Origin of the sequence: Streptomyces sp. NPDC051219 (genome assembly GCF_040682335.1) — a bacterium.
Lineage (GTDB): Bacteria > Actinomycetota > Actinomycetes > Streptomycetales > Streptomycetaceae > Streptomyces.
Window position 1 is genome coordinate 1 of record NZ_JBFBAS010000002.1, and the last position, 22,899, is coordinate 22,899.

Consider the following 22,899-nt stretch of genomic DNA (forward strand, 5'->3'; position numbering starts at 1 on the left):
AAGGAACCTCGCCATCCGAAGATGGACGGGGTATCAACATATCTGGCGTTGACTTTTGGCACGCTGTTGAGTTCTCAAGGAACGGACGCTTCCTTCGGTCCCTTTTCACGGGGCCCTCCGGGCGCTTCCCTTCGGTGTTTCCAAGCTTACCAGATCGTTTTCCGTACCGATTCCGGTTCGGATTCTGATTCTGATTCCAGCGGCCTTTGGAGTGGCCTTTGCCTTTCGGCGTGTTCACTACGTTAGCGGATTTCCCTTGTGGCTCATAATCGAGCCGCTGAGTCAGAATTCGGGCACGCCGAATTCATCCCCGCCAGGGTGAATCGTAGGTAGTTGGCCGCTTCGAGTTGCCTCTGGTCCGGCCCGATGGGCTGTACCGACAGCAGTGCCCGGTCCAAGCGGCTCGGGCTACGTTAGGCGTCCCGCAGGGCCGAGTCAAGTCGCCCGGCGCCTCGGTACGCGGGCCCTGTACGGACTGACTGTGGGGTCGTCCGAAAACCAGAAGCGCCAGGGGCGATGGGCGCCGTCGCCGGCCACCCCTGTCCGGGGGCCGTTCCTCACCAGGTCAGGAAGTACGGGCGTCCCCTGGAGCAGGGACAGCGGGGCGTCGGGGCCGGCGCACACGTCCGTTCCGACGAGGGTGCGGTCGACGTCTAGGGCCGTCGCGAGGCGTGCCGGGCCTTTGGCCAGTTCCGTGTCCCTGCGGGCCGAGAGTCGTCGTTTGCGCGCCAGTTCTTGGCCGATGGTCACCTCGCCCGCTCTCAGCAGCACACCGCTTGCCGTGCCCTTGGGGGCCGAGGAGACCGGCGTTCATCTGGCCGCCGCACAGGCTCAGGGCGTCCTGGACTTGGCGACCCCTTCCGGTCGTCTGGCTGCTCGCATCGGCGCTGCAGTGGCCGAGAACGAGACCGAGATGCGAGTAGAGCGTCAAGTGCTCGGTCATCAGCGCCGCAGGGAGTCGGGCAGGCCCTTCTGGAGCACTCGCCCCTTCGGCTTCGAGCGCGACGGCACGCATCGCGACGAGGAGGCGGAAGCCCTGCAGCAGGCGTACCGGGATGTCCTGGCCGGTGTCTCCCTGTGGTCCATCGCGAAGGACTGGAACGCTCGCGAGCCGCTCTCGCCGCACGGCAAGGAGTGGCGTAGCTCGAACCTCCGGGGCGTCCTCTTGAAGCCGAGGAACGCGGGCATCCAGACGTACTCCCAGTGGGTCGAGAAGCCGGATGGGAGACGCGTACGCGTGACCGAGGAGACCGGCACAGCCAATTGGGAGCCGCTCGTCTCCGAGGGCATGTTCCGGGCCCTGGCGCGCTACCTGAGCGACCCTGAGCGCAACACGGGCGGCGGAGGGAAGCGCAAGGCTCTGTTCTCCGGCGTGGTCCGCTGCTCGAAGTGTCAGGCCGTCGTGACGCAGGGGTGGAGCAAGAAGAACGCGACAGGCGAGCGATACAGGATCTACACCTGCTCAGGTGGCCGGTGCATCACATGCCCGGCAGACCCCCTTGACTCCTTCGTGGTCCGCAAGGTCATCAACAGGGCCGAGGAGTGGAACCAGGCTCCGGCCACGGATGCCGCAGACGAGGAGCGCGAGGCCGAGCTACTGGCCGAGGAGGTGGCCACATCCGAGAGGCGTACCGCCCTGGCGGAGATGTTCGCCGTAGGGGACATCGACGCATCGACCATGCGTGCAGGCATCGGCAGGTGTGATGCCGACCTGGCGAGGGTCCGGACCGAGCTGGCAGACCTGGCAGCGAAGCGGGTGCGGGTAGATCTGGGGGACGTCGAGTACCTGTGGGAGGAGCTGGACTACGAAGACCCCGACCGGATCGACTACGTGCGGACGGTCGTCATGCAGGTCTGCGAACTCGTCGAGCTGATGCCGAGAGGTCGAGGAGTCCGAGGGTTCAAGCCGGACCACTGCCGGATCAGCTTCCGGAACCCGTGAGCGATGCGCGACGGCTGGCCGAGCGGACGGGTAGCCAACGACAGGGGCGCCGCCCTACGGGGGCGCCCTTCTGTGGACGATCACGTCGTTATTCCCCAGGGCGTGACCGTGTGAGGCTCGTTCCGATCCGGTCCAGCATCTGACCGAGCAGGTGGAGAGCTCGGGCTCGTGTCGGTGCTCCGCGGGAGGTGGCCCGCCAGTAGTCGTCGGTGAACGTTTCGAGGGTGACGAGGGTCTGGTGTTCGTCGTCTGCGGCCAGTACCAGGACGAACCGCACATAATCGCCGATGTCGGTGCCCCGTGGATGCTGCTCGACGAAGCCCCGAAGCCGTGGAGTCAAGGCGGGCAGCGTGCGGGTGGTAGGGAACACCACAGCGAGACCCGCGAGGGCCAGCCGGACACCCGGACATTCGGCTGCCCATCGGGCGAGCAGTACCGGACCGCCTCTCGGGCCCGCTTTTCGCTCTCCGGATCTGTATGCCGCGGAGCGTTGGGCCAGCAATCGGCCAAGTGCCGGCCTGCGACAGTGGCGGCGTGGAGCAGCAGGTCAACCGCTTCGAACCGCTGCTGTGGTGGCACCCGGTCATCGACGGCCAGGGTCGCCAGCAGGGGGACGCCGTCGGCGGTGTCCGGCTGGCAGGTGTCCTGGTGGAGGATCTCGTTGTAGAAGTCGCCGAGGAAGAACCTGTCGTCCGTCCAGAACGGGTCAACTGAGGACTGGAACAACATCGCGGCCTGCGGCGGCTGCGGGCCCGCCAGACGATCGGTGATGACGTCCCGGAAGAGCCGCCTGATCGGCGGCTCGACGACGCGACCGGTTCTCCAAGCCTCGTAAAGCTCGGTGCCGGTCGCGCCACGCTCGCGAGCGGTCACGCATCTTCGGGCCCAACTCCGCGCCGACTCATCGGCGAGCCGCGAGCGAGGCGCACAGCGGCTCAGGCTCCGGCGGACGGCTTGGCTCTCGGGCTCAGTCGGTACGCCGAGACCGTTGGATCCCCCGCGAGGTAGAAGCGGTGCTGCCAGTCGTGGGCTTTGCTCACGCCTACCCGAGGACCAACCCGGATGAGTGCGGCGGGTACTGGCTCGCCCTCGGACAGCGCGACCGAGGCGCCTGTCAGTAGGTCTGTGCCGTTGTGCTCTGCCGTGATGCCGAGCGCTTGGCAGAAGTTCCCCGGACCCTGCGCGAGACGTGGGCTCTCGACCTTGCCCCCTCGCCGCTTGCGTGCCAGGTCTTCCCCTTCGATGACCCTGCCTGCCCGGATGAGGACAGCTGTAGCGATGCCGTCTGCCCCGGTGACGATGTTGGCGCACCAGTGGAGACCGTGGGACCGGTAGACGTACAGGTGTCCCGCGGGTCCGAACATGACGGCGTTTCGGGGTGTCCTGCCTCGGTAGGCGTGGGAGGCAGGGTCGGCCGAACCGGAGTACGCCTCGGTCTCCGTGATGGTGATGCTCACGGTTCCCTCGGGGGTCTCGTGGGTGAGGATGGCACCGAGCAGCTTGGGGGCGACTTCTTCAGCGGGGTGAGCAAGATCCATGACGGTCATGCTGACCGCCTTGACATGGTCACCGCGTTGCGTGGCGTCCGGCCGCGGAAGGCGTGGGAGCCGGGGTCGCCCGGGCCGTCGTATGCCTCTACCTCTGTGATGCGGCCGAGGAGATCAGGGGCGACGGCAAGGACCGGCCGGTCGAAGAAGGCGTGGGTGAGAGGCGTACGGTCGGGGCTCGCGATCATCCGTACGAGCGTACTGGAACCCATAGGTACGGGTAGGTGGTCAGCGGTCACCCGGTTTGCCAGGGTGAGAGCGCGGAACCGGGCAGGTCTGTTCCGCGTTTGTAGAGGTCAGGATCGAGTGATGGGGAGAGACGCATGGGCTTCAAGAGGCTGCTTGCGAGCATGGGTGCCGGTGGCGCGTCGGTGGAGACGGTGCTGACGGAGGTCAACGTCGTACCCGGTGGTGTCGTCCAGGGCGAGGTGCGTATCCAGGGCGGGTCGGTGGACCAGCAGATCGAGGGGCTCTCCGTCGGTCTGCAGGCGCGCGTCGAGGTCGAAGGCGGTGACCAGGAGGTCAAGCAGGACATCGAGTTCACCAAGCAGCGTCTGGGCGGTGCCGTCGAGATCAAGGCCGGGGCGGTGCACGTCGTGCCGTTCGGGCTTGAGATTCCCTGGGAGACGCCGGTCACGAGCTTCGCCGGGCACCAGCTGCCCGGGATGAACATCGGGGTCACGACCGAGCTGGAGATCGCGCGTGCGGTCGACGCGGGCGACCTGGACCCCATCAACGTGCACCCGCTGCCGGCGCAGCAGGCAATTCTGGACGCCTTCGGGCAGCTGGGCTTCCGGTTCAGGAGTGCGGACATGGAGCGGGGTCACATCCGCGGTACGCGTCAGCGCCTCCCCTTCTACCAGGAGATCGAGTTCGTGCCTCCGCAGCAGTACCGCGGGCTGAACCAGGTCGAGCTCACCTTCGTCGCCGACGACCGTGAGATGGACGTGGTACTGGAGATGGACAAGAAGCCGGGGCTCTTCTCGGAGGGCAGCGACTCGTACCGGGCGTTCAAGGTGGGGCTCAACTCCTTCCAGGACACCGACTGGGCCGCCTACCTCAACCAGTGGCTCGCCGCTGTCGGTGGCAAGCGGAACTGGGCGTAGGGCCTAGGCTCGCGTCCGTAGCCACTCTCGCGATCAGGAGGTTCCGTCGTGACCGAGCTCAACAGGCCGCCACTCCCCCATGACTTCCTGCCGCCGGTGCCGTCGTTCACAGTGGTGAGCGAGGACGTCGCGCCGGAGGCCGGCCTGGGTCAGGCGCAGGTGAAGTCGGGTGGGAACAGTTCGCCGCACCTGCGGTGGGAGGGTTTCCCGGCCGGGACGAAGAGCTTCGCCGTGACCTGCTTCGACCCCGACGCCCCCACGGGCAGCGGGTTCTGGCACTGGGTGCTGTTCGACATCCCCGCTTCTGTCACCGAGCTGTCACCCGGTGCGGGCGGCGGGAAGTTCGAGGGGCTGCCGGCGGGCGCCGTCCATGCGCGGAACGACTACGGGACCAAGGACTTCGGCGGGGCGGCTCCGCCGCCCGGCGAGCGGCACCGCTATGTGTTCACCGTGTATGCCCTGGACCGGGAGAAGCTGGGCCCGGACGAGGACGCCTCACCAGCGGTCGTCGGTTTCAATCTGCGCTTCCACACCCTTGCCCGCGCACAGCTGATCGGTGAGTACGAGTCGCCCGCCCACAGCTGAACGTTCGTCGGTTGTTTGCCCTGCCCTGGTCTTGGAGAGATCAGGGCAGGGCAATTTTTATGCCTGGGTCCGGTGGCGGGCCCGGGAAGGCACAGATATTGCGTTGTCCATCTCGGCGCGCCCGGCCAGAGTTGATCCAAGCCCAAGCCCGCCGACAGGGGTGGGGGGCCGGCACACGGGAGGTGGGCGATATGCGGGACACGCTGGTACTGAATGCGAGCTTCGAGCCGCTGTCGACGGTGACACTCAACCGCGCAGTGGTGCTTGTCCTGCAGGACAAGGCCGTTGTCGAGCAGGCCCACCCCGGACTACGTATGCGCGGCGCCGCCGTCGATCTTCCGGTACCGCGGGTGATCCGGCTCTGCAGGTACGTACGCGTGCCCTTTCGAAGACAGGCTCCGTGGTCGAGGCGGGGTGTGCTGGTCCGGGACCAGCACCGGTGCGCGTACTGCGGGCGGCGGGCGTCGACCGTGGACCACGTCGTGCCGCGGGCTCAGGGCGGTCAGGACACTTGGCTGAACACGGTTGCCTCGTGCGCGGAGGACAATCACCGCAAAGCGGACCGCACTCCGGAGCAGGCGGGGATGCCGCTGCTTCGCAGGCCATTCGTGCCGACGCCCGCCGACGCGATGCTGCTGGCGCTCGGTGCGGGTGACCGTCAGGCTCTGCCGGAGTGGCTCGCGCAGTCCGCGTAATCTCGCACGGTCCGCGTGGTACCCAGTCGCACGCTGTGAGGCCCGCCTTCCGACGGAGGCGGGCCTCGTTCAGTTCGGCACAGCGGTGTTCAGCCCGTCACAAGCTGGATGATCGCGACGATGCCGACGGCGACGATCACCGCGCGCAGCGCCGCCGGTGGCAGGCGGCGGCCGACCTTGGCGCCCAGCTGGCCGCCCAGTGCCGAGCCGACGGCGATCAGCAGGACCGCGGTCCAGTCGAATTCGGCTACGAAGAGGAAGAAGGCGGCGGCCACGCCGTTGACGATCGCGCCGAGGACGTTCTTGACGGCGTTGATGCGCTGGAGGTCGTCGTTGAGCAGCAACCCCATCAGGGAGAGGTAGAGGACGCCCTGCGCCGCGCCGAAGTAGCCGCCGTACGCGCTGGACAGGAGCAGGCCGGCGAGAAGTACCGGCCCGCCGTCCGGGTGGGTGTCGGCGTCCTTGCGCGCGCGTCGGCTCTGGATCGCCCGGGACAGCCGGGGCTGGGCGATGACGAGGACCAGGGCGATGCCGATCAGTACGGGGACGATCGTGTCGAAGGCGTTCGAGGGCAGGGCGAGCAGCAGGATGGCGCCGCTCAGTCCGCCGATGAGGGCGGTGAGGCCGAGGCGGAGCACGCGGGGCCACTGGCCGCGCAGTTCCTTGCGGTAGCCGATGGCGCCGCTGATCGAGCCGGGTACCAGGCCCAGGGTGTTGGAGACGTTCGCGGTGATCGGCGGCAGGCCGGTGGCGAGGAGCACGGGGAAGGTGATCAGAGTGCCGGAGCCGACGATGGTGTTGATCGTGCCGGCGCAGATGCCGGCCACGAGCACCGCGAGTGATTCCCAGATGGACACGCCATCTCCTTCACCTTCAGTGAGATGCCTCCCCGCCATGAAGGTCGAGGGGCCTCACTGATCATGCATGAAGGTGCCTGGCCGTCAGTCGATGGGGGGCTGTTCGCGGCGCTCTGTGCCGGTGGCCTGACGGCCAATGGTACTGCCGCCTCCACCGCCGCCCAGGGGCCCGAAGTTGCCCATGGCGCCGCTGAGTCCCTTGAGCGCGTCGCCGATCTCGCTGGGCACGATCCAGAGCTTGTTGGCGTCGCCTTCGGCGATCTTGGGGAGCATCTGGAGGTACTGGTAGGCGAGGAGCTTCTGGTCCGCGTCACCGGCGTGGATGGACTCGAAGACCGTACGGATGGCCTGGGCCTCGCCCTCGGCGCGCAGCGCGGCCGCCTTGGCCTCACCCTCGGCGCGGAGAATCGCCGACTGCTTCTCGCCCTCGGCGGTGAGGATGGCCGACTGCCGGATGCCCTCCGCGGTGAGGATCGCGGCACGCTTGTCGCGGTCGGCACGCATCTGCTTCTCCATCGAGTCCTGGATGGAGGTGGGCGGCTCGATCGCCTTGAGCTCGACACGGTTGACGCGGATGCCCCACTTGCCGGTGGCCTCGTCCAGGACGCCGCGCAGGGCCGCGTTGATCTCCTCGCGGGAGGTGAGCGTCCGCTCCAGGTCCATGCCACCGATGATGTTGCGGAGCGTGGTGACGGTCAGCTGCTCGATGGCCTGGATGTAGCTGGCCACCTCGTAGGTCGCGGCGCGGGCGTCGGTCACCTGGTAGTAGATGACCGTGTCGATGTTGACCACCAGGTTGTCCTGGGTGATCACCGGCTGGGGCGGGAAGGGCACGACCTGCTCGCGGAGGTCGATGCGGTTCCGGATGGAGTCGATGAACGGGACGACGATGTTTAGGCCCGCGTTGAGGGTGCGGGTGTAGCGCCCGAAGCGCTCGACGATGGCGGCACTGGCCTGCGGGATGACCTGGATCGTCTTGATCAGGGCGATGAAGACGAGCACCACCAGAATGACCAGGACGATGATGATCGGCTGCATCGTGTTCCCGTGCCCTTCATGCTTCGAGAGAGTGGACCCCGAGGCCCGAAGATCGAGTTTCGCAGAACCCGGGCCGTGCCGTGGGGCGTTCGGTCACATGACGACTGCGGTCGCTCCGTCGATCTCGACGACATCGACCTGCTGGCCCGGTTCGAAACTGCGGTCCGTGTCGAGGGAGCGTGCCGACCAGACCTCGCCGGAGAGCTTGATTCGGCCGCCGCTGCCGTCGACCCGTTCCAGAACGACGGCTGATCTGCCCTTCAACGCGTCGACGCCGGTGGCGTGTTGGGGGCGTTGGGCGCGGTGCCGGTTGGCGATCGGACGAACGACGGCGATCAGCGCGACTGACATCCCCGCGAAGACGAGCACTTGGGTCACGATGCCGGTGCCGAGGGCGGCGACCACCGCGGCGGCTATCGCTCCGGCGGAGAACATGCCGAACTCGGGCATCGCCGTGAGGACGAGCGGGATGCCCAGCCCGACCGCTGCGATCAGCCACCACACCCATGCGTCGATTTCCACATGGTCATGTTAGGTGTGCCGGTCCCGCTCGGGACAGGGGGCGATTCGAGGTCGTCGGTTCGGTTCGCGTTGGGTCGGTTCGGGCCGCGTTACGCCGCATCAGGCGAGCGGAAGTCCCTGCGCCGTCCAGCGGTCGCCGTTCTGCTCGACGACGAGCGGCAGACCGAAGCACCGGGAGAGGTTGCGTGAGGTCAGCTCGAGTTCGAGCGGTCCGGCTGCGACGACCTTTCCCTGACGGATCATCAGGACGTGGGTGAAACCGGGGGCGATCTCCTCGACGTGGTGCGTGACCATGGCCATCGACGGGGCGTACGGGTCGCGCGCCAGGCGGCCGAGGCGGCGCACCAGGTCCTCGCGGCCGCCGAGGTCGAGGCCTGCGGCAGGCTCGTCAAGGAGCAGCATTTCGGGGTCGGTCATCAACGCGCGGGCGATGAGGGTGCGCTTGCGCTCGCCCTCGGACAGCGTGCCGAACTTCCGGTCGAGATAGTCGGTCATGCCCAGGCGGTCGAGGAAAGCGCGGGCGCGCTGCTCGTCGACGTCCTCGTAGCTCTCCTGCCAGGTGGCGGTCATGCCGTACGCGGCGGTGAGCACCGTCTGGAGGACGGTCTGCTGTTTCGGCAGCTTGTCGGCCATGGCGATACCGGCCATGCCGATGCGCGGGCGCAGCTCGAAGACGTCCACCTTGCCGAGGCGGTCGCCGAGGATCGTGGCGGTGCCACTGGACGGGAAGAGATAGCTGGACGCGACGTTGAGCAGGGTGGTCTTGCCGGCGCCGTTGGGGCCGAGGATGACCCAGCGCTCCCCCTCCTTGACCGACCAGGAGACCTGGTCCACCAGAGCCCGGCCGTCGCGGACCACGGATACGTCCACCAGCTCCAGTACATCGCTCATGAGCGCGTTGTCTCCCATTGCAGTCTCGGATGTCGCGTGCGCCTGTGGGCGCAGCCCCCAGGGAAAACCTACGCCACGTCTCGGGCGGGCCCTCCCTTAGGTCATTGCTAAGGCCACTGCCTGGGTCCGGTCCCGCGCGAGTCCTTAGTGGTTGGCTCCGGAAGTCCTTCGGGGGTTGATCAGGCAGCCAGGGGGCCAGAGGATACTTGGTGTCGGTCGGTGCGTGTGTGCCGGTCGAGCCGGGCCGGCAGGTCGTCCAGGTCCGGGTCCCGGATGAAGATCCACGACCGATACTGCCAGGGGTTGAGTGCGTCCTCGCGCAGCTGGCGGCGCACGGTGGACGCCGAGACGGTGTCGGTGATGCCGCGCGCGATCAGCTCGGCGGCCAGTTCCTGGCATGAACAGCGCGACAGCGGCACCCCGGTCTCGGCCGGGAGCCGGCAGGCCAGTGCCTTCGCCTCGGCGACCTGCACGGGAGTGAGTCGGGCCGGGCGCCCGCTGCGTCGGCGGTCGGCCAGGGCCAGCAGCCCGCCGTCGGCGAACCTGCCCCGCCAAGTCCGCACGGTGTCCAGGTGCAGGCCGCTGTCGCGGGCGATGCGCGCATTGGAGCGTCCCCGGGCCGCATGCAGCACGACCTGCGCGCGCATCCGGGCCTGGTAGCCGGTCTTGTGGCCGTAGGCCGCCTTCTTCAACCGGTGGCGTTCGGCGGCGGTCAACACGATCGGAAGAGCGGCGGCGACAGGCATACAGGGCAGGCCGATCACGAGATGCGTGACCATTCAGCGCGGACGCGTTGTGTGACGGCTTCAGGTGTGGGGTTTCGGCCGGTGCACCGGTGGTCAGCGGCTGGCGGGGCCGCCGTCACAGTAGAAGGGAATCGCAGCCTCAGGGCTCTCGACTTCGACGTCTGCGATCATCGCTCGAATATCGCTGTTCACGCGACTTTTCCCTTCGTAATTCCGCGGTGCCGTCAAGCTCACCGGCGGGCGGGGCGGGCGGCACCTCCTCGCAGTTGGTCAGACCTGGATCTGTCCGCCGTCGACGAAGTGCTCGGCACCGGTGATGAACGAACTCTCCGGCCCGGCAAGGAAAGCGGCCAGCGCTGCGACCTCCTCGGGGCGGCCCATGCGCTGCAGCGGAAGGTGCGAGGCCAGCGCGCCGTGGAAGTCCTCAGTGCTCTGGCCGAGCTTGTCGGCCAGGCGTTCGATAGCGGGTGTGGCGATGGGGCCGGGCGTGATGACGTTGACACGCACGCCGCGCGGGGCCAGCTCCGCGGCCCAGGTCCGGCCCAGGCTGCGCACGGCTGCCTTGGATGCGGCGTAAACGCCCATTCTGTCGGCGCCTCGGTGGATGGTGGAGGACGCCAGCAGGATCACCGACGCGGGCCGGGCGAGCAGGGGCAGCGACTTCTGCACGGTCAGCAGGCTGCCCTTGGTGTTCACACCGAAGACGAGGTCGAACTGTTCCTCCGTGACGTCCGCGAGAAGAGCCCCGTCGCCCACGCCGGCATTGGCCACGACGGCGTCAAGCTGCCGTCCGTCGCCGCGGATGACGTCCATGACTCGGTCAAGGTCGGCGGCCCGCGCGACGTCGCACGGCAAGGCGACCGCGTCGGGGCCGACGTCCTCGGCTGCGGCTTCGAGTTCGTCCTTGCGCCGGCCAGTCAGGTAGACGCGGGCGCCGTCATCGGCAAAGCGCTTCGCGATCGCCCGTCCGATACCACTGGAGGCACCGGTGACCAGGGCTGTCCTTCCGTTCATGGGGCGCATGACACCCATCCTTTCGAGATCACTATGTCGTTCACGCTACTCGTCGCCGTGGCACGGCCTGACGGGCTGCCGATTTTTCTTGACCACCTCGTCCAGAAACGTACCCGATTCTGGACGAGTCAGTCAAGAATGGGTATTGTGGAGCCATGGCACGATCCCGAAGCTTCGATGAAGGCGAGGTCCTGCGCGCCGCCAGGGACCAGTTCTGGTCCACCGGTTACGCAGCGGCGAGGGTGGACGACATCGCCGCGGCCACCGGTCTGGGCAAGGGCAGCCTCTACGGCGCCTTCGGCGACAAGCACCACCTGTTCCTGCGCACCTTCGACGACCATTGCGCCGAACTGATCGAGGCCGTGCGCCGGGCGCTCGACGGCCCGGATGTCGGTGCCTGTGAACGGCTGCGCGCGCATGTACTAGCGGTGGCCGACGCCACCGCTTCGGACGTCTGTCGGCGTGGCTGCCTGCTCGCCAAGGGCACCGCCGAGCTGTCGGAGCAGGATCCGGCCGTCGCGGCAACGGCCCGCCGGACGTTCGCAGCCATCGAGGAACTGCTCACTTCCTGCATCGCGGGAGCGCAGCGGGCGGGCGACATCAAGCAGGACGAGAACCCCACTCGACTTGCCGGACTCCTGCTGGCTGTGCTGCGCGGGATCGAAGCGTTGGGTAAGGGTGGAAGCAGCCCCGACTCGCTGCGCGCGATCGCCGAAACGGCCTTGGCCGTCCTGCCCCGGCCCTAGGACAGCTGCGGTCCGGACCGGAGCGGAAGATCCTCCGTCGCCCTGGCGGCCTGATCAACCCCTGAAGGACTTCCGGAGCCAACCACTTAGGCTGGATCCATGCTCTCGGAACCACGTTCAGGACGGCTGGCCGCATGGGGAAATGCCCTGCTGGCCGGATCTGTGTCGCCGGATGATGCCGCGCTCTCCATCGTCGGGGAGGACGCCGTACACCGCGTCGACGGGCTTCCTGGTGAGCCCGGGCCGGTCGGGCTCACGCTCGCGCTGGGGCGGCTGCGGGCGCTGGGGGTGACCGGCCTGCGGGTGGCACTGCCCGCCCCAGGGCATCCGCTGGGGCTCAGCGGGCCGCCGGAGTTCAATGCGCGGGCGATGGAGACCGAGGAGGCGGTCGTCGCGGTGGGCGCCGCGCTCGGGCTGGTACCGGAGGTGTACAAGGTCGGGCCCGAGGGCGATCTGCATGCCGAGGTCGTCTGGCATTGCTTGCCGGTACGAGAGGCTCCGCCTGCGGATGTGCCCTCGCTCGGGGAGGCCGAGCGCGAGCTGGCCGAGGCGCTGAGGGACGCGACGGCGGTTCTGACGAGGCTCGACGTGGCGGGGTCGGGGCCGGTGTCGGAGGCGGCGATCGACGCATACCGGGCGCGGGCGGAGCGCGGGCGCGAGGTGCTGGCCCCGGGATATCCGCCGCGGGCGGTGCGGGTGCTGGAGCTGGCGCAGCGGGTCGGGCTGCTGATCTCGGTGGCGTACGAGAGCGGGCACGGCGGCGCGGTGAGTGCGGCGGAGATTGCGGCACGGGCGGAGACACTGCGCCCGGTGGAGCGGGTGGCGCGGCGGGCGCAGGTGGCGGCGTACAACGCGTATGTGGAGGACCGCGAGCGGGGGCTGCGGTGACGCGGTGACGCAGAGGCGGCGACCGGTGGCGATGGCGCGGTGGCGGCGACCGGTGGCGATGGCGCGGTGGCGGTGACCGGTGGCGATGGCGATGGCGCTTTCCGGGTGCGGGTCCGGGAGCGGCTCCCTTCGCTGCGCGGAGGGGCGCCTCCCACCCGCCCGTCCGTTCGGCGGAAGGCCTTGGCTACCCGCGCGCCGGAGCGAGCCGGGCGCAGGTCTCGCGCGGGTTGTCCGTATGGGGGTGCGGCCCCCAGGGTGTGCCTGGGGGCCGGGGATCCTGCTTGACCCTCAGGTCGTCAGTTGTTGATCCCGGTGTTACCGAAGGCCGGGTTGAGCAGGCCGATCACGTTCACGGAGTTGCCCACCACGTTCACCGGCACGTGGATCGGGGCCTGAACGACGTTGCCCGAGATGACGCCGGGCGAGTGGGTGGCAGCACCGTGGGCGTGGGCGCCGTCGGTGGCGGAGGCGGCACCGGCACCGGCTGCGACGAGGCCGCCCGCGATCATGGTGATGGCAGCGGCCTTCTTGATGTTCTTCACTTCTAAATCCTCCTGGGTAATCGCTGCGGCCAGCCGCCGCAGCACGCCATGGAGAACGGCCGGGAGCCGGACAGGATGCGCCGTGTGGGGGACATACACCCGACAGTATGAATCTCGGTCCGGAAGAAGACGGTCCGCTTCAGTCGGTAACCCCATGTCGTACGGCCCAGAGCGCCGCCTGCGTCCGGTCGGAGAGATCCAGTTTCATCAGGATGTTCGAGACGTGGGTCTTGACGGTCTTCTCGGAGAGGACCAGGGCACGGGCGATCTCGCGGTTGGACCGGCCGTCCGCGATCAGGCCGAGGACTTCCCGTTCCCGCTCGGTGAGGGTGCTGCCTCGGCCCGTGCCGCCGCTGCTCTCCTCCTGTGCCAGCAGCGCCTCCGCCACCTCCGGCTGGAGCAGGACATGGCCGGCGTGGACCGACCGGATGGCGCCGGCCAGCGCGTCCGGGTCGACGTCCTTGTATACGTACCCCGACGCACCCGCGCGCAGGGCGGGGACCACAGTGCGCTGCTCGGTGAAGCTGGTGACGATCAGCACCCGCGCGGGGTTCGCCAGCTCGCGCATTTTGCGCAGCGCCTCGATGCCGTCGGTGCCGGGCATCTTGATGTCCATGAGCACGACGTCGGGGCGCAACTCCTCGGCGCGGGCGACGCCCTCGGCGCCGTCGGAGGCCTCGCCCACGACCTCTATGTCGTCCTGCACCTCCAGGAAGGTGCGCAGGCCGCGGCGGACCACTTGGTGGTCGTCGACCAGCAGTACACGGATCGTCCTGTCAGCCACCGGGCACCTCCATCTCGATCGTGGTGCCCTCGCCGGGCGCCGACTGCACGCTGAGGCTGCCGCCCACTCCGCTCGCCCGGTCCCGCATCGACACCAGGCCCAGATGCCGGCCCGCCCGCCGTACGGTCCTCGGGTCGAAGCCGCGCCCGTCGTCGGTTATCCGCAGCACCGCGCCGTGCTCGCGGCGGCTGAGCCTCACCTCGATCTTGTCCGCTCCGGAGTGGCGCAGGGCGTTGTGGAGGGCTTCCTGGGATACCCGGAGCAGGGCTCCCTCCTGGGCGGCGGGGAGGGCGCGTACCCCCGCGCTGTCGAAGGTGACGCTGGCGGTGTGGGCCCGGTCGAGGACCTGGATCTGGGTGCGCAGGGTGGCGACCAGGCCGTCCTCGTCGAGGGCTGCGGGGCGCAGCTCGACGACGGCGGCGCGCAGTTCGTCGGCCGCCTCGGCGGCCAGCGCCGCCACCTGCTGGAGCTCGTCCTTGGCGCGTGCCGGGTCCCGGTCGACCAGGGCGGCCGCCGCCTGGGCGGTCAGGCGCAGCGAGAAGAGCTTCTGGCTCACGGCGTCATGCAGCTCGTGGGCCAGGCGGGAACGTTCCTCCGCGATGGTGAGCTCGCGGCTGCGCTCGTACAGCCGGGCATTGGTCAGGGCGATGGCCGCGTGCTGGGCGAGGATGCCGAGCAGGTCCTCGTCGTCCTGGGTGAAGCCGCAGCCGCCGGCCGGCTTGGGGCACCGCTTGTTGGCGAGGAACAGCGCGCCCATGACCTCGTCGCCGTCCCGGATGGGCAGGCCGAGGAAGTCGGACATCTCCGGGTGCGCGGCCGGCCACCCCTCGAAGCGCGGGTCCTTGCGTACGTCCGCGAGGCGCTCCGGGGCGGCGTCGTGAAGCATCGCCGCGAGGATGCCGTGCTGTCTGGGAAGGGGGCCGATGGCCTTCCACTGTTCGTCGCTGACGCCGTCCACCACGAACTGGGCGAAGCCGCCGTGGTCGTCGGGCACGCCGAGGGCGGCGTACTCGGCGTCCAGCAGTTCGCGGGCCGAGGCGACGATCGTCTTGAGGACGTCGCGGACCTCGAGGTGCCGGCTCATGGCGAGTAGCGCGGTGCTCACCGCCGACAGTCCGGTGCGGGGGCCATGGCTCATGGGCTCACCGTACCGGCGGGTCCTGCCTGGCCGTATCGGGCAACGGGCCGCCGCCGCGTAGGGCGGAGGGCCTAGGGCAAAGGGCCTTGGCCCGGTGCGGCCGACGGCCGAGGCGGCGGCGTGTCCGCTGTTCCAGGGTTGGGGCCAGGAACGGTGGACCTGTCGACGAGGGGTGGATGTCATGGCTGTGGCGATCATTACGGGGGCGTCCCGGGGCCTGGGGCACGCCCTCGCCCATGCGCTGGCCGGGCGGGGCTGGGATCTGGTGCTGGACGCCCGGACGGCCGCACCGCTGGAGGAGACCGCGCGGGAGCTGGCGAAGTACGGGACGCGGGTGGTGGCCCTCGCGGGGGACGTGACGGCGAGCACGCACCGGGCCGAGCTGGTGGCGGCGGCGCGGGAGCTGGGAGGTGCGGATCTGCTGGTGAACAACGCCGGGATCCTGGGCGCCGAGCCCCTCGTCCCGCTGGACCGGCATCCGGTGGAGGGGTTCCGCGCGGCTCTGGAGACCAATGTGGTGGCTCCGCTGGCGCTGATCCAGGAGGCTCTTCCGCTGCTGCGCGAGGCGCCGGGCGGGGCGGTGGTCAACGTGAGCTCGGACGCCGCCGTGGAGGCGTACGCGACCTGGGGCGCTTACGGGGCGACGAAGGCGGCCGTCGACCAGCTGTCGTCCGTACTGGCGGTGGAGGAGCCGGGGCTGCGGGTGTGGTGGGTCGATCCGGGCGGGATGCGTACGGCCATGCCGGCCGCGGCCGAACCGGACGAGGACCTGACGGGGGTCCCGGTGCCCGAGGAGGTGGCGCCCGCGTTCCTGCGGTTGCTGGACGAGCGGTCGCCCAGCGGGCGCTACGCGGCTCCGGTACTGCTGGAGACGGGGGCCGGACGGTGACGGTGTCGGAGTTCGAGGCGCTGCGGGTGCCGGAAACCCTGTCCGCCCGGGTGCCTGCGGAGCAGCGCGGGCCGGGGCTCGGCCGGGACGCGGTGCGGTTGCTGGTCTCGCGCGGGACGGAGGTGGCGCACCATACGTTCCGGGAGCTGCCGGGGCAGCTGCGGGCCGGTGACGTACTGGTGGTGAACACCTCGGCCACATTGCCCGCCGCGGTCAACGCCCGGCTGGGCGCGCAGCGCCTGGTGGTGCACTTCTCCACTCGGGCGGACGACGGGCGCTGGGCGGTGGAGCTGCGGGAGCCGGACGGCCGGGGCACCACCGGTCCGCGGGCCGGGGGCCCGGTGGGGGCCGTGGTTCGGCTTCCCGGCGGTGCCCATCTTGTACTGGAGGAGCCTCTTGCGCCCGGACGGCACGTCCCGGGAGTGGCCGGGGGCGGGTCGCGGCTGTGGTGGGCCAGGGTGTCCGCCGTCGACGTGCCGGCCCTGCTGCACCGGTACGGGCGGCCCATCCGTTACGCGTACACCGAGCGGGACCAGCCGTTGGCCGCGTATCAGACGGTGTTCGCGCTGCCCTCCCCCAGCGGCTCCCCGGCAGGCGCAGCCTCGGCCGAGATGCCGAGCGCCGCGCGGCCCTTCACCACGGAACTGGTCGCGGAGCTGGTGAGCCGGGGGGTGCAGTTCGCTCCGCTCGCCCTGCACGCGGGCGTGGCGTCCACGGAGGCGCACGAGCCGCCGTACCCGGAACGCTTCGACGTGTCCGCCTCCACCGCGTGGCTGGTCAACGCCGCACGCGCGGGCGGCGGCCGGGTGGTCGCCGTGGGGACGACCGCGGTCCGGGGCCTGGAGTCGGCGGCCGGCGCCGACGGGGTGGTGCGGGCGGCGTCCGGCTGGACGGACCTGGTGCTCACCCCGGAACGCGGAGTCCGCGCCGTGGACGGACTGCTGACCGGTCTGCACGAGCCGGAGGCGTCGCACCTGCTGATGCTGGAGGCGATCGCCGGCCGGGCGGCCGTGTGCCGCAGTTATGACGAGGCCGTACGCCATCTGTACCTCTGGCACGAGTTCGGCGACGTCCATCTGATCCTGCCGGCCGAGGGCACTCACCGTACGAATTGCTGACGCAACTCAAGGTGAGACTGCCACCCGCTCGATGTGAGCCCTCGCATAGGACGCAGATCACTTACGAAGGCGCCTAGTTGCCATACGGGCGATATGACCGGCATGCGAGCCGGTCATTTCCGTGCCCTAGCGGGTGATACGGACATTACGGGTAGCCACGGTCCACTAAGCAGGATCGTACGTCACACCTTTGCCACAGAATTTTGCTGCCGCTAACAATGGCTGCCGTCGCACAGCGCTGCGGATTCAAACCCGCGGCGCTTTCCTGCGGCCCCGCTATTCGAAGAGGTAGTTCATCCATGTCTGTTTTCCGCACCAACGGCAAGAGTCGTATCGCCAAGAAGCACAAGCTGTCGATCGCCGGCGTTGCCGCCGTCAGCACCGCTGCTCTTGGTTTCACCCTCATCCCGGCGTCGGCGTCCTCCGCCCAGACGGAGCCCGCCACGCTGAGCGTCGCCGCTGCCCCGGTGGCCCTGAGCTCGGCCACGCAGAGCCTGCAGGCCGAGACCGTTCACAAGAACCTGACCAAGCAGCACGTCGCCGCGAACCTGCAGGCGAAGGTCGCGAAGGCCGCCGCCGACAAGGCCGCCGCCCAGGCCAAGGCGAAGGCGCAGGCCACCGCCAAGGCGAAGGCGGAAGCCACCGCCAAGGCGAAGGCGGAAGCCACCGCCAAGGCGAAGGCGGAAGCCACCGCCAAGGCGAAGGCGGAAGCCGCCGCGAAGAAGCGCGCCGAGCAGGCGGCCGCCAGCCGTGCCGCTGCCCGCAAGCCCGTCTACGCCAACAACCTGGACGGCTGGATCCGCGAGGCCATGAGCATTATGAAGCGGGAAGGCATCCCCGGCTCGTACGAGGGCATCCACCGCAACATCATGCGCGAGTCCAGCGGTAACCCGCTCGCGATCAACAACTGGGACATCAACGCCATCAACGGCGTCCCCTCCAAGGGCCTGCTCCAGGTGATCCAGCCGACCTTCGACGCCTACCACGTCAAGGGCACCAAGAAGGACCTGTACGACCCTGTTGCCAACATCGTCGCCGCCTGCAACTACGCGGCCGACCGATACGGCTCCATGGACAACGTCGACAGCGCCTACTGAGCCGACTCCGGACCGGCGGCAGGCCGGACACCTTGACGAACGGCAGAAGGGCGGCACCCCATACGGGGGTGCCGCCCTTCGGGCATCTTCCGGTTCCGGGTCGGGGCCCGGGTGGACTACTTGCGCATGACCTCGGGCTCATGACGACGCAGCAGGCGCGCCACCGCGAAGCCGCAGGCGATACCGATGAGCAGCAGGATGGTCACGTTGAGGCCCCACTGGCCGGCCGTGTGCTCCCACAGCGGGTCCAGGTTGTCGGGGTTCTTCTGGTCCCACGGCGGCATCAGGTGGCCGAGGTCGAGTGTCGCGCCGGTGGCCGCGATCGCCCACCGGGACGGCATCAGCCACGCGAACTGCTCCAGGCCGGGCGAACCGTAGACCTGGAAGAGCACACCGGTGAAGACGACCTGCACGATCGCGAACATGACGAGCAGCGGCATGGTCTTCTCGGCGGTCTTCACCAGCGAGGAGATGACCAGGCCGAACATCATCGAGGTGAAGCCGAGAGCGATGATCGCGACACACAGCTCGACGGCCGGCGGCATGATCAGGCCCTCTTCGGGCAGCTCGCGGGTCGCGAAGCCGATGCCGCAGATGATGACGCCCTGGAGGGCGGTGATCATGCCGAGTACGATCACCTTGGACATCAGGTACGCCGAGCGTGACAGGCCGGTGGCCCGCTCCCGCTCGTAGATGACCCGTTCCTTGATCAGCTCTCGTACGGAGTTGGCGGCGCCCGAGAAGCACATGCCGACCGCGAGGATCAGCATGATCGTGCCGGCGTCACCGTTGAACCGGGACGGCGGTGTGGGCGGCGCCAGGCCGAAGTCGGCCGGAATGACGACGCTCACCACACCGAGGACGGCCGGCAGGATCACCATCAGACCCATGAAGCCCTTGTCGGACGCGATGACCGACACATAGCGGCGGATCAGCGTGAACAACTGCGCGCCCCAGCCCTGCGGCTTCGGCGGGCGCATCTGGTTCGGCGGCGGCATGTGTACGGACTGCGGCGCGACGGCGTCGATGTCCGCGGCGTACATCTGGTAGTGCTGCGAGCCGCGCCAGCGGCCGGACCAGTCGTAGTCGCGGTAGTTCTCGAAGGCGGAGAAGACGTCTGCCCATGTCGTATATCCGAAGAAGTTGAGCGCCTCCTCGGGCGGGCCGAAGTAGGCGACCGAACCGCCCGGAGCCATCACCAGGAGCTTGTCGCAGATGGCCAGCTCGGCGACGGAGTGGGTGACCACCAGGACCGTACGGCCGTCGTCCGCGAGACCGCGGAGCAGCTGCATGACATCGCGGTCCATGCCCGGGTCGAGACCGGAGGTCGGCTCGTCCAGGAAGATCAGCGACGGCTTGGTGAGCAGCTCCAGGGCCACGGACACGCGTTTGCGCTGACCACCCGAGAGCGAGGTGATCTTCTTGTCCTTGTGGATGTCGAGCTTGAGCTCGCGCAGCACCTCGTCGATACGGGCTGCGCGCTCGGTCTCCGCTGTGTCGCCGGGGAAGCGGAGCTTGGCCGCGTACTTGAGCGCGGTGCGGACGGTCAGCTCCTTGTGCAGGATGTCGTCCTGCGGGACCAGACCGATGCGCTGACGCAGCTCGGCGAACTGCTTGTACAGATTGCGGTTGTCGTAGAGGACGTCGCCCTGGTTGGCAGGACGGTAGCCGGTGAGGGCCTTCAGCAGCGTCGACTTGCCGGAGCCGGACGGACCGATGACCGCGATCAGCGACTTCTCCGGAACGCCGAACGAGACGTCCTTGAGGATCTGCTTGCCGCCGTCGACCGTCACCGTCAAGTGGCGGGCGGAGAAGGAGACCTCGCCGGTGTCGACGAACTCCTCGAGGCGGTCGCCGACGAGGCGGAAGGTCGAGTGGCCGACGCCCACGATGTCGTTCGGGCCCAGCAGTGCGCTGCCGGCCTTGGCGAGCGGCTGACCGTTGACATAGGTGCCGTTGTGGCTGCCGAGGTCGTGGATCTCGAAGCGGCCGTCGGGCGTCGCGCGGAACTCGGCGTGGTGGCGCGAGACCTGGAGGTCGGAGACGACCAGCTCGTTCTCCAGGGCACGACCGATGCGCATCACGCGGCCGAGAGCCATCTGGTGGAACGTGGTCGGGCTGCGGTCTCCGTACACCGGCGGAGCCCCCGCGGCACCGCCGGATCCAGGGGCCTTCTGGGCGTACCGTTCGGCCGGCCCCTGCTGGTGCGGGACCTGCGCCTGCTGCGGAGTCTGCTGCCAGCCCTGCTGTTGCGGAACCTGGTGCTGCTGGGGGCCCTGGTGCTGAGGGGCCTGTGCCTGGCCCTGACCCGCCGCCCAGCCCTGCTGCGCCTGCCCGCCCGCCGCGCCCTGTGCGCTGGGCACCGAAGCGCCCGCCGCCGAACCGGACAGGCTCAGACGGGGCCCGTCGGTGGCGTTGCCGAGATGGACGGCCGAGCCGGGGCCGATCTCCATCTGATGAATCCGCTGGCCCTGCACGTAGGTTCCGTTGGTGCTGCCGTGGTCCTCAATGACCCAGCTCCGGCCGCCCCAGCTGATGGAGGCGTGCCGCCACGAAACCCTGGCGTCGTCGATGACCATGTCGCCCTGCGGATCGCGTCCGAGGGTGTACGACCTGGACGGATCGAGCGTCCAGGTCCTTCCGTTCAATTCCAGTACGAGTTCCGGCACTCCATGCCCCACTAGTTGTCCCCCGAGGTACCCCCATCAGAGGGAGTCTAGGGATGGTGAACATCGTGGGGAACTATTTCAGGCCCGGTCCCCAAACTGAAAGTCGGGCCGTGTGAAGAGTGCGCACCGGGCGCCGTTGACTCCGCCGAAACACCCCCGGAGAGTAGTAAGCGCCCATGAGTGCGTACGGATCATGCGCGAATGCGGCCAAGCGGGGCATACCCAGCAGAGATCGGGGGGTCCTCATGGGTGAGAAGCGAAGTACGGGCATTCGCTGGGGTGATGTGCTCGTCGCCGCGGTCGCCGCGGTGAGCTGGGCGCTGATCGCGATGGCCGGGACCGCCGCTCTCGGGCTGCATCTGCTCGGGGCGGACTCCGCCGGATCGCTCGGTCCCATGGCGGCGGCCGTGGTGGCGCTGGCAGTTGGCGGTTCGGTCCGCCCGTCGGGTGAGGTGTCCGCGTTCGGCCTCGAAGGGGCGGAGGCACAAACAGCCATCGATATCGCGCCATTGGGGGTGGGGCTGGTCGGGGCACTGGTGCTGTCGCTCATCTTCCTGAGGTCCTTACGCGGCGCCGGGGTTGCGATATCGGGCGGCGAACTGGCCGCCCGAGCCGGCGCCTTGGCCGCGCTGTTCGTCGCGATGGTCGGCGGCCTCGCGTGGGTGGGCCACGACGTCATCACGATCGACGGCGGTGCGCTCGGACTGGACGACGTACCGGGCGGAGGCGGGCTGGGGGACATCCCGGGCGGGGCCGGGCTGCCGGACGGCATAGCGGACCGGCTCCCCGACGGACTCGGGGACATCGGCGGCCTGCTGCCCGACCGGCTTGGGGATCTGGTACAGGCCGAGGCCTCGGTGGGCTTCACCGTCAACGCCGCGGAGTCCCTGTCCGGCGGGGCCGGCTGGGTGCTCGGGGTGGTGACCATCGCACTGCTGACGTCGCGCCGCGCGCCGCTGCCACGCGGCTGGGACGTCCTGCACCGAGTGGTGCGGCCGGCCGCGTCGGCGCTGGTCACTGTGGTGCTCGTGGCGGTCCTCGCCGGGCTGGCGGCCGCCGCGTACGCCGCCGTCGGCGACGGCGACCCGAAGCGGATCGCGGGCGCCGCGCTGCTCGGCGCCCCGAACGGCGTATGGATGGCTGTCCCAATCGGGCTCTTCGTGCCGTGGGAGGGCGCGGCCACGGGTGAGCTGGCGAAGCTGCTGCCCGATCCGCTGGACGAGCTGCTGCGGGTCTCCGCCGAGAAGCCGGTCACGGTGGGCCGGCTCGCCGAACTCGACGGCAGGGTCTGGCTGCTCGCCGTCGCCACGGCGCTGTTGATGCTGTACGCGGGCGTGCTGACGGCGGTACGAACGCCGCGGCCGCCGGGGCTCGGCGCCACGCGGTTCGCGGGGGCGTGCGCGCTGCGGGTGGGAGTGGTGACCGCCCTGGCGCTACCGCTGCTGGTGTGGCTGACGGGCGTTTCCGTCGGCGCGTCGCTCTCGGTGCTCGGCTTCGACGCGTTCGGCGCCGGCATCGAGCTGCACGGGAGCGCGGGGACAGCGCTGCTGCTGGGAGCGGTGTGGGGTGCTGGGGCGGGCGCGCTCGGCGCGCTGCTGGCGTGCGCGACGGGGGCGGCCGGTGGACGGGTCGCGCCGCTCGCCCGGGGCGGGAGGTCGGGGTGGGGCGACCGTACGTACCCGGGCCTGGCGTATCAGCCGGGTCCGTACACGCCGTCGCCCGGCTACCGCCCGTCCCACGACGAGACGAACCCGTACCTGCGGGCGCCGGACGACTGGTACGGGGCACCGACGGCAGCCGGCCCGGCCCTGCCGCCGTCCCCGCGGGCGCGGCGCACCATTCCTCCCCCTGCTCCGGGTCCGCAGGACGGCCACGCCCCGCCGGGACGGCCCCGGCCGCGCACGGCCGCGCCCGGGGAGGAGGGCCCTCCCCCGCCCGGCACCCCTCGCGACCCGCGCTGAGGGCCGTCGGGTGCGGGACGGGCGGGCGGCGTCCCCCGGCGCGCCTCCGCGGCCTCCGGGGTCGGGTGCCACCCGCTCTGCCTCCGCAGGACGGGCATCGCGGCAGGCGCGCCCGCCGGGCCGC

The 22,899-nt window shown here is 69.6% G+C and carries 23 protein-coding genes and 2 pseudogenes; 11 read left to right on the plus strand and 14 right to left on the minus strand.

The annotated features are described in order from the left end of the window. Nucleotides 1-435: 435 nt before the first annotated feature. Nucleotides 436-792, minus strand: a pseudogene (locus AB0M62_RS02685) (DNA-3-methyladenine glycosylase); the annotation flags it as partial. Between AB0M62_RS02685 and AB0M62_RS02690 the strand changes: the two are divergent. Next, a complete protein-coding gene (locus AB0M62_RS02690) occupies nucleotides 722-1,942 on the plus strand; it encodes a recombinase family protein (protein WP_366072264.1) in 1,221 nt (406 codons plus the stop codon). The pseudogene AB0M62_RS02685 and the gene AB0M62_RS02690 overlap by 71 nt on opposite strands. A gap of 88 nt (nucleotides 1,943-2,030) precedes the next feature. Here the strand turns inward: AB0M62_RS02690 and AB0M62_RS02695 are convergent, their stop codons facing one another. Beyond that, complete coding sequence (locus AB0M62_RS02695; protein ID WP_366072265.1) at nucleotides 2,031-2,282, minus strand: hypothetical protein; 252 nt, start codon at nucleotides 2,280-2,282, stop codon at nucleotides 2,031-2,033. A gap of 194 nt (nucleotides 2,283-2,476) precedes the next feature. On the opposite strand from AB0M62_RS02695, the gene AB0M62_RS02700 reads away from it, so the two are divergent. Beyond that, nucleotides 2,477-2,656, plus strand: a complete 180-nt coding sequence (locus AB0M62_RS02700) for a hypothetical protein (protein ID WP_366072266.1) — start codon at nucleotides 2,477-2,479, stop codon at nucleotides 2,654-2,656. Nucleotides 2,657-2,877: 221 nt separating this feature from the next. Here AB0M62_RS02700 and AB0M62_RS02705 read toward each other — a convergent pair whose 3' ends face one another. Next, a complete protein-coding gene (locus AB0M62_RS02705; RefSeq protein ID WP_366072267.1) occupies nucleotides 2,878-3,489 on the minus strand; it encodes a DNA-3-methyladenine glycosylase in 612 nt (203 codons plus the stop codon). Nucleotides 3,490-3,509: 20 nt separating this feature from the next. Next, nucleotides 3,510-3,677: pseudogene (locus AB0M62_RS02710) on the minus strand (DNA-3-methyladenine glycosylase); the annotation flags it as partial. A gap of 135 nt (nucleotides 3,678-3,812) precedes the next feature. On the opposite strand from AB0M62_RS02710, the gene AB0M62_RS02715 reads away from it, so the two are divergent. From AB0M62_RS02715 to AB0M62_RS02725, 3 genes are all read left to right on the plus strand, one after another. Continuing rightward, nucleotides 3,813-4,595: a sporulation protein gene (locus AB0M62_RS02715; protein ID WP_366072268.1), complete on the plus strand. Its 783-nt coding sequence runs from the start codon at nucleotides 3,813-3,815 to the stop codon at nucleotides 4,593-4,595. Nucleotides 4,596-4,643: 48 nt separating this feature from the next. Beyond that, the gene (locus AB0M62_RS02720; RefSeq protein WP_366072269.1) at nucleotides 4,644-5,180 is read left to right on the plus strand and encodes a YbhB/YbcL family Raf kinase inhibitor-like protein; all 537 of its coding nucleotides are present in this window, start codon (nucleotides 4,644-4,646) and stop codon (nucleotides 5,178-5,180) included. A gap of 191 nt (nucleotides 5,181-5,371) precedes the next feature. Next, nucleotides 5,372-5,875: an HNH endonuclease gene (locus AB0M62_RS02725; protein ID WP_366072270.1), complete on the plus strand. Its 504-nt coding sequence runs from the start codon at nucleotides 5,372-5,374 to the stop codon at nucleotides 5,873-5,875. A gap of 89 nt (nucleotides 5,876-5,964) precedes the next feature. On the opposite strand, the gene AB0M62_RS02730 is transcribed toward AB0M62_RS02725, so the two are convergent. The 6 genes from AB0M62_RS02730 to AB0M62_RS02755 all read right to left on the minus strand — a co-directional run bounded on the left by AB0M62_RS02730 (nucleotide 5,965) and on the right by AB0M62_RS02755 (nucleotide 10,952). Beyond that, nucleotides 5,965-6,732, minus strand: coding sequence for a sulfite exporter TauE/SafE family protein (locus tag AB0M62_RS02730; RefSeq protein WP_366072271.1), 768 nt, complete (start codon nucleotides 6,730-6,732; stop codon nucleotides 5,965-5,967). 84 nt (nucleotides 6,733-6,816) lie between these two features. Next, complete coding sequence (locus AB0M62_RS02735) at nucleotides 6,817-7,770, minus strand: SPFH domain-containing protein (protein ID WP_366072272.1); 954 nt, start codon at nucleotides 7,768-7,770, stop codon at nucleotides 6,817-6,819. Between the two features lie 93 nt (nucleotides 7,771-7,863). Continuing rightward, entirely contained in the window at nucleotides 7,864-8,292 is a 429-nt protein-coding gene (locus tag AB0M62_RS02740) for an NfeD family protein (RefSeq protein ID WP_366072274.1), read from the minus strand. Between the two features lie 99 nt (nucleotides 8,293-8,391). Continuing rightward, complete coding sequence (locus tag AB0M62_RS02745) at nucleotides 8,392-9,183, minus strand: ABC transporter ATP-binding protein (RefSeq protein ID WP_366072275.1); 792 nt, start codon at nucleotides 9,181-9,183, stop codon at nucleotides 8,392-8,394. A 179-nt stretch (nucleotides 9,184-9,362) separates the two neighbouring features. Then, nucleotides 9,363-9,962: a helix-turn-helix domain-containing protein gene (locus AB0M62_RS02750; RefSeq protein WP_366072276.1), complete on the minus strand. Its 600-nt coding sequence runs from the start codon at nucleotides 9,960-9,962 to the stop codon at nucleotides 9,363-9,365. 237 nt (nucleotides 9,963-10,199) lie between these two features. Next, complete coding sequence (locus AB0M62_RS02755; RefSeq protein WP_366072278.1) at nucleotides 10,200-10,952, minus strand: SDR family oxidoreductase; 753 nt, start codon at nucleotides 10,950-10,952, stop codon at nucleotides 10,200-10,202. A gap of 146 nt (nucleotides 10,953-11,098) precedes the next feature. Here AB0M62_RS02755 and AB0M62_RS02760 point away from each other — a divergent pair, with 146 nt between their 5' ends. Together AB0M62_RS02760 and AB0M62_RS02765 are read left to right on the plus strand one after the other, a co-directional pair. Further along, nucleotides 11,099-11,689, plus strand: coding sequence for a TetR/AcrR family transcriptional regulator (locus AB0M62_RS02760; protein WP_366072279.1), 591 nt, complete (start codon nucleotides 11,099-11,101; stop codon nucleotides 11,687-11,689). Between the two features lie 99 nt (nucleotides 11,690-11,788). Continuing rightward, complete coding sequence (locus tag AB0M62_RS02765) at nucleotides 11,789-12,577, plus strand: hypothetical protein (protein WP_366072280.1); 789 nt, start codon at nucleotides 11,789-11,791, stop codon at nucleotides 12,575-12,577. Nucleotides 12,578-12,873: 296 nt separating this feature from the next. Here AB0M62_RS02765 and AB0M62_RS02770 read toward each other — a convergent pair whose 3' ends face one another. The 3 genes from AB0M62_RS02770 to AB0M62_RS02780 form a co-directional block, all read right to left on the minus strand. Then, the gene (locus tag AB0M62_RS02770; RefSeq protein ID WP_366072673.1) at nucleotides 12,874-13,119 is read right to left on the minus strand and encodes a chaplin; all 246 of its coding nucleotides are present in this window, start codon (nucleotides 13,117-13,119) and stop codon (nucleotides 12,874-12,876) included. Nucleotides 13,120-13,258: 139 nt separating this feature from the next. Beyond that, on the minus strand, nucleotides 13,259-13,903 hold the full coding sequence (locus AB0M62_RS02775) for a response regulator transcription factor (RefSeq protein WP_366072281.1): 645 nt from the start codon (nucleotides 13,901-13,903) through the stop codon (nucleotides 13,259-13,261). Continuing rightward, nucleotides 13,896-15,041 (minus strand): GAF domain-containing sensor histidine kinase, encoded by a 1,146-nt coding sequence (locus tag AB0M62_RS02780; RefSeq protein ID WP_366072282.1) that lies wholly within the window; start codon nucleotides 15,039-15,041, stop codon nucleotides 13,896-13,898. Before AB0M62_RS02780 ends, AB0M62_RS02775 begins: the two co-directional genes overlap by 8 nt. Nucleotides 15,042-15,222: 181 nt before the next feature. Here AB0M62_RS02780 and AB0M62_RS02785 point away from each other — a divergent pair, with 181 nt between their 5' ends. From AB0M62_RS02785 to AB0M62_RS02795, 3 genes are all read left to right on the plus strand, one after another. Beyond that, nucleotides 15,223-15,930, plus strand: a complete 708-nt coding sequence (locus AB0M62_RS02785) for an SDR family oxidoreductase (protein ID WP_366072283.1) — start codon at nucleotides 15,223-15,225, stop codon at nucleotides 15,928-15,930. After that, complete coding sequence (locus AB0M62_RS02790; RefSeq protein ID WP_366072284.1) at nucleotides 15,927-17,048, plus strand: S-adenosylmethionine:tRNA ribosyltransferase-isomerase; 1,122 nt, start codon at nucleotides 15,927-15,929, stop codon at nucleotides 17,046-17,048. Before AB0M62_RS02785 ends, AB0M62_RS02790 begins: the two co-directional genes overlap by 4 nt. Before the next feature lie 299 nt (nucleotides 17,049-17,347). After that, nucleotides 17,348-18,145 carry a transglycosylase SLT domain-containing protein gene (locus AB0M62_RS02795; RefSeq protein ID WP_366072285.1) on the plus strand — a complete coding sequence of 266 codons (798 nt, stop codon included), beginning with the start codon at nucleotides 17,348-17,350 and terminating at the stop codon, nucleotides 18,143-18,145. 116 nt (nucleotides 18,146-18,261) lie between these two features. On the opposite strand, the gene AB0M62_RS02800 is transcribed toward AB0M62_RS02795, so the two are convergent. Further along, complete coding sequence (locus AB0M62_RS02800) at nucleotides 18,262-20,826, minus strand: FHA domain-containing protein (protein WP_366072286.1); 2,565 nt, start codon at nucleotides 20,824-20,826, stop codon at nucleotides 18,262-18,264. 233 nt (nucleotides 20,827-21,059) lie between these two features. Between AB0M62_RS02800 and AB0M62_RS02805 the strand changes: the two genes are divergently transcribed. Next, nucleotides 21,060-22,775 carry a streptophobe family protein gene (locus AB0M62_RS02805; protein ID WP_366072287.1) on the plus strand — a complete coding sequence of 572 codons (1,716 nt, stop codon included), beginning with the start codon at nucleotides 21,060-21,062 and terminating at the stop codon, nucleotides 22,773-22,775. The last annotated feature ends 124 nt before the right edge of the window (nucleotides 22,776-22,899 follow it).

Bases quoted from the DNA above. Each gene is read 5' to 3' on its own strand.
- AB0M62_RS02715 (WP_366072268.1), top strand. From the start codon at position 3,813: ATGGGCTTCAAGAGGCTGCTTGCGAGCATGGGTGCCGGTGGCGCGTCG.
- AB0M62_RS02725 (WP_366072270.1), top strand. From the start codon at position 5,372: ATGCGGGACACGCTGGTACTGAATGCGAGCTTCGAGCCGCTGTCGACG.
- AB0M62_RS02750 (WP_366072276.1), bottom strand. From the start codon at position 9,962: ATGGTCACGCATCTCGTGATCGGCCTGCCCTGTATGCCTGTCGCCGCC.
- AB0M62_RS02705 (WP_366072267.1), bottom strand. From the start codon at position 3,489: ATGACCGTCATGGATCTTGCTCACCCCGCTGAAGAAGTCGCCCCCAAG.
- AB0M62_RS02735 (WP_366072272.1), bottom strand. From the start codon at position 7,770: ATGCAGCCGATCATCATCGTCCTGGTCATTCTGGTGGTGCTCGTCTTC.
- AB0M62_RS02745 (WP_366072275.1), bottom strand. From the start codon at position 9,183: ATGAGCGATGTACTGGAGCTGGTGGACGTATCCGTGGTCCGCGACGGC.
- AB0M62_RS02755 (WP_366072278.1), bottom strand. From the start codon at position 10,952: ATGCGCCCCATGAACGGAAGGACAGCCCTGGTCACCGGTGCCTCCAGT.
- AB0M62_RS02805 (WP_366072287.1), top strand. From the start codon at position 21,060: ATGGGTGAGAAGCGAAGTACGGGCATTCGCTGGGGTGATGTGCTCGTC.
- AB0M62_RS02765 (WP_366072280.1), top strand. From the start codon at position 11,789: ATGCTCTCGGAACCACGTTCAGGACGGCTGGCCGCATGGGGAAATGCC.
- AB0M62_RS02795 (WP_366072285.1), top strand. From the start codon at position 17,348: ATGTCTGTTTTCCGCACCAACGGCAAGAGTCGTATCGCCAAGAAGCAC.
- AB0M62_RS02760 (WP_366072279.1), top strand. From the start codon at position 11,099: ATGGCACGATCCCGAAGCTTCGATGAAGGCGAGGTCCTGCGCGCCGCC.
- AB0M62_RS02785 (WP_366072283.1), top strand. From the start codon at position 15,223: ATGGCTGTGGCGATCATTACGGGGGCGTCCCGGGGCCTGGGGCACGCC.
- AB0M62_RS02780 (WP_366072282.1), bottom strand. From the start codon at position 15,041: ATGAGCCATGGCCCCCGCACCGGACTGTCGGCGGTGAGCACCGCGCTA.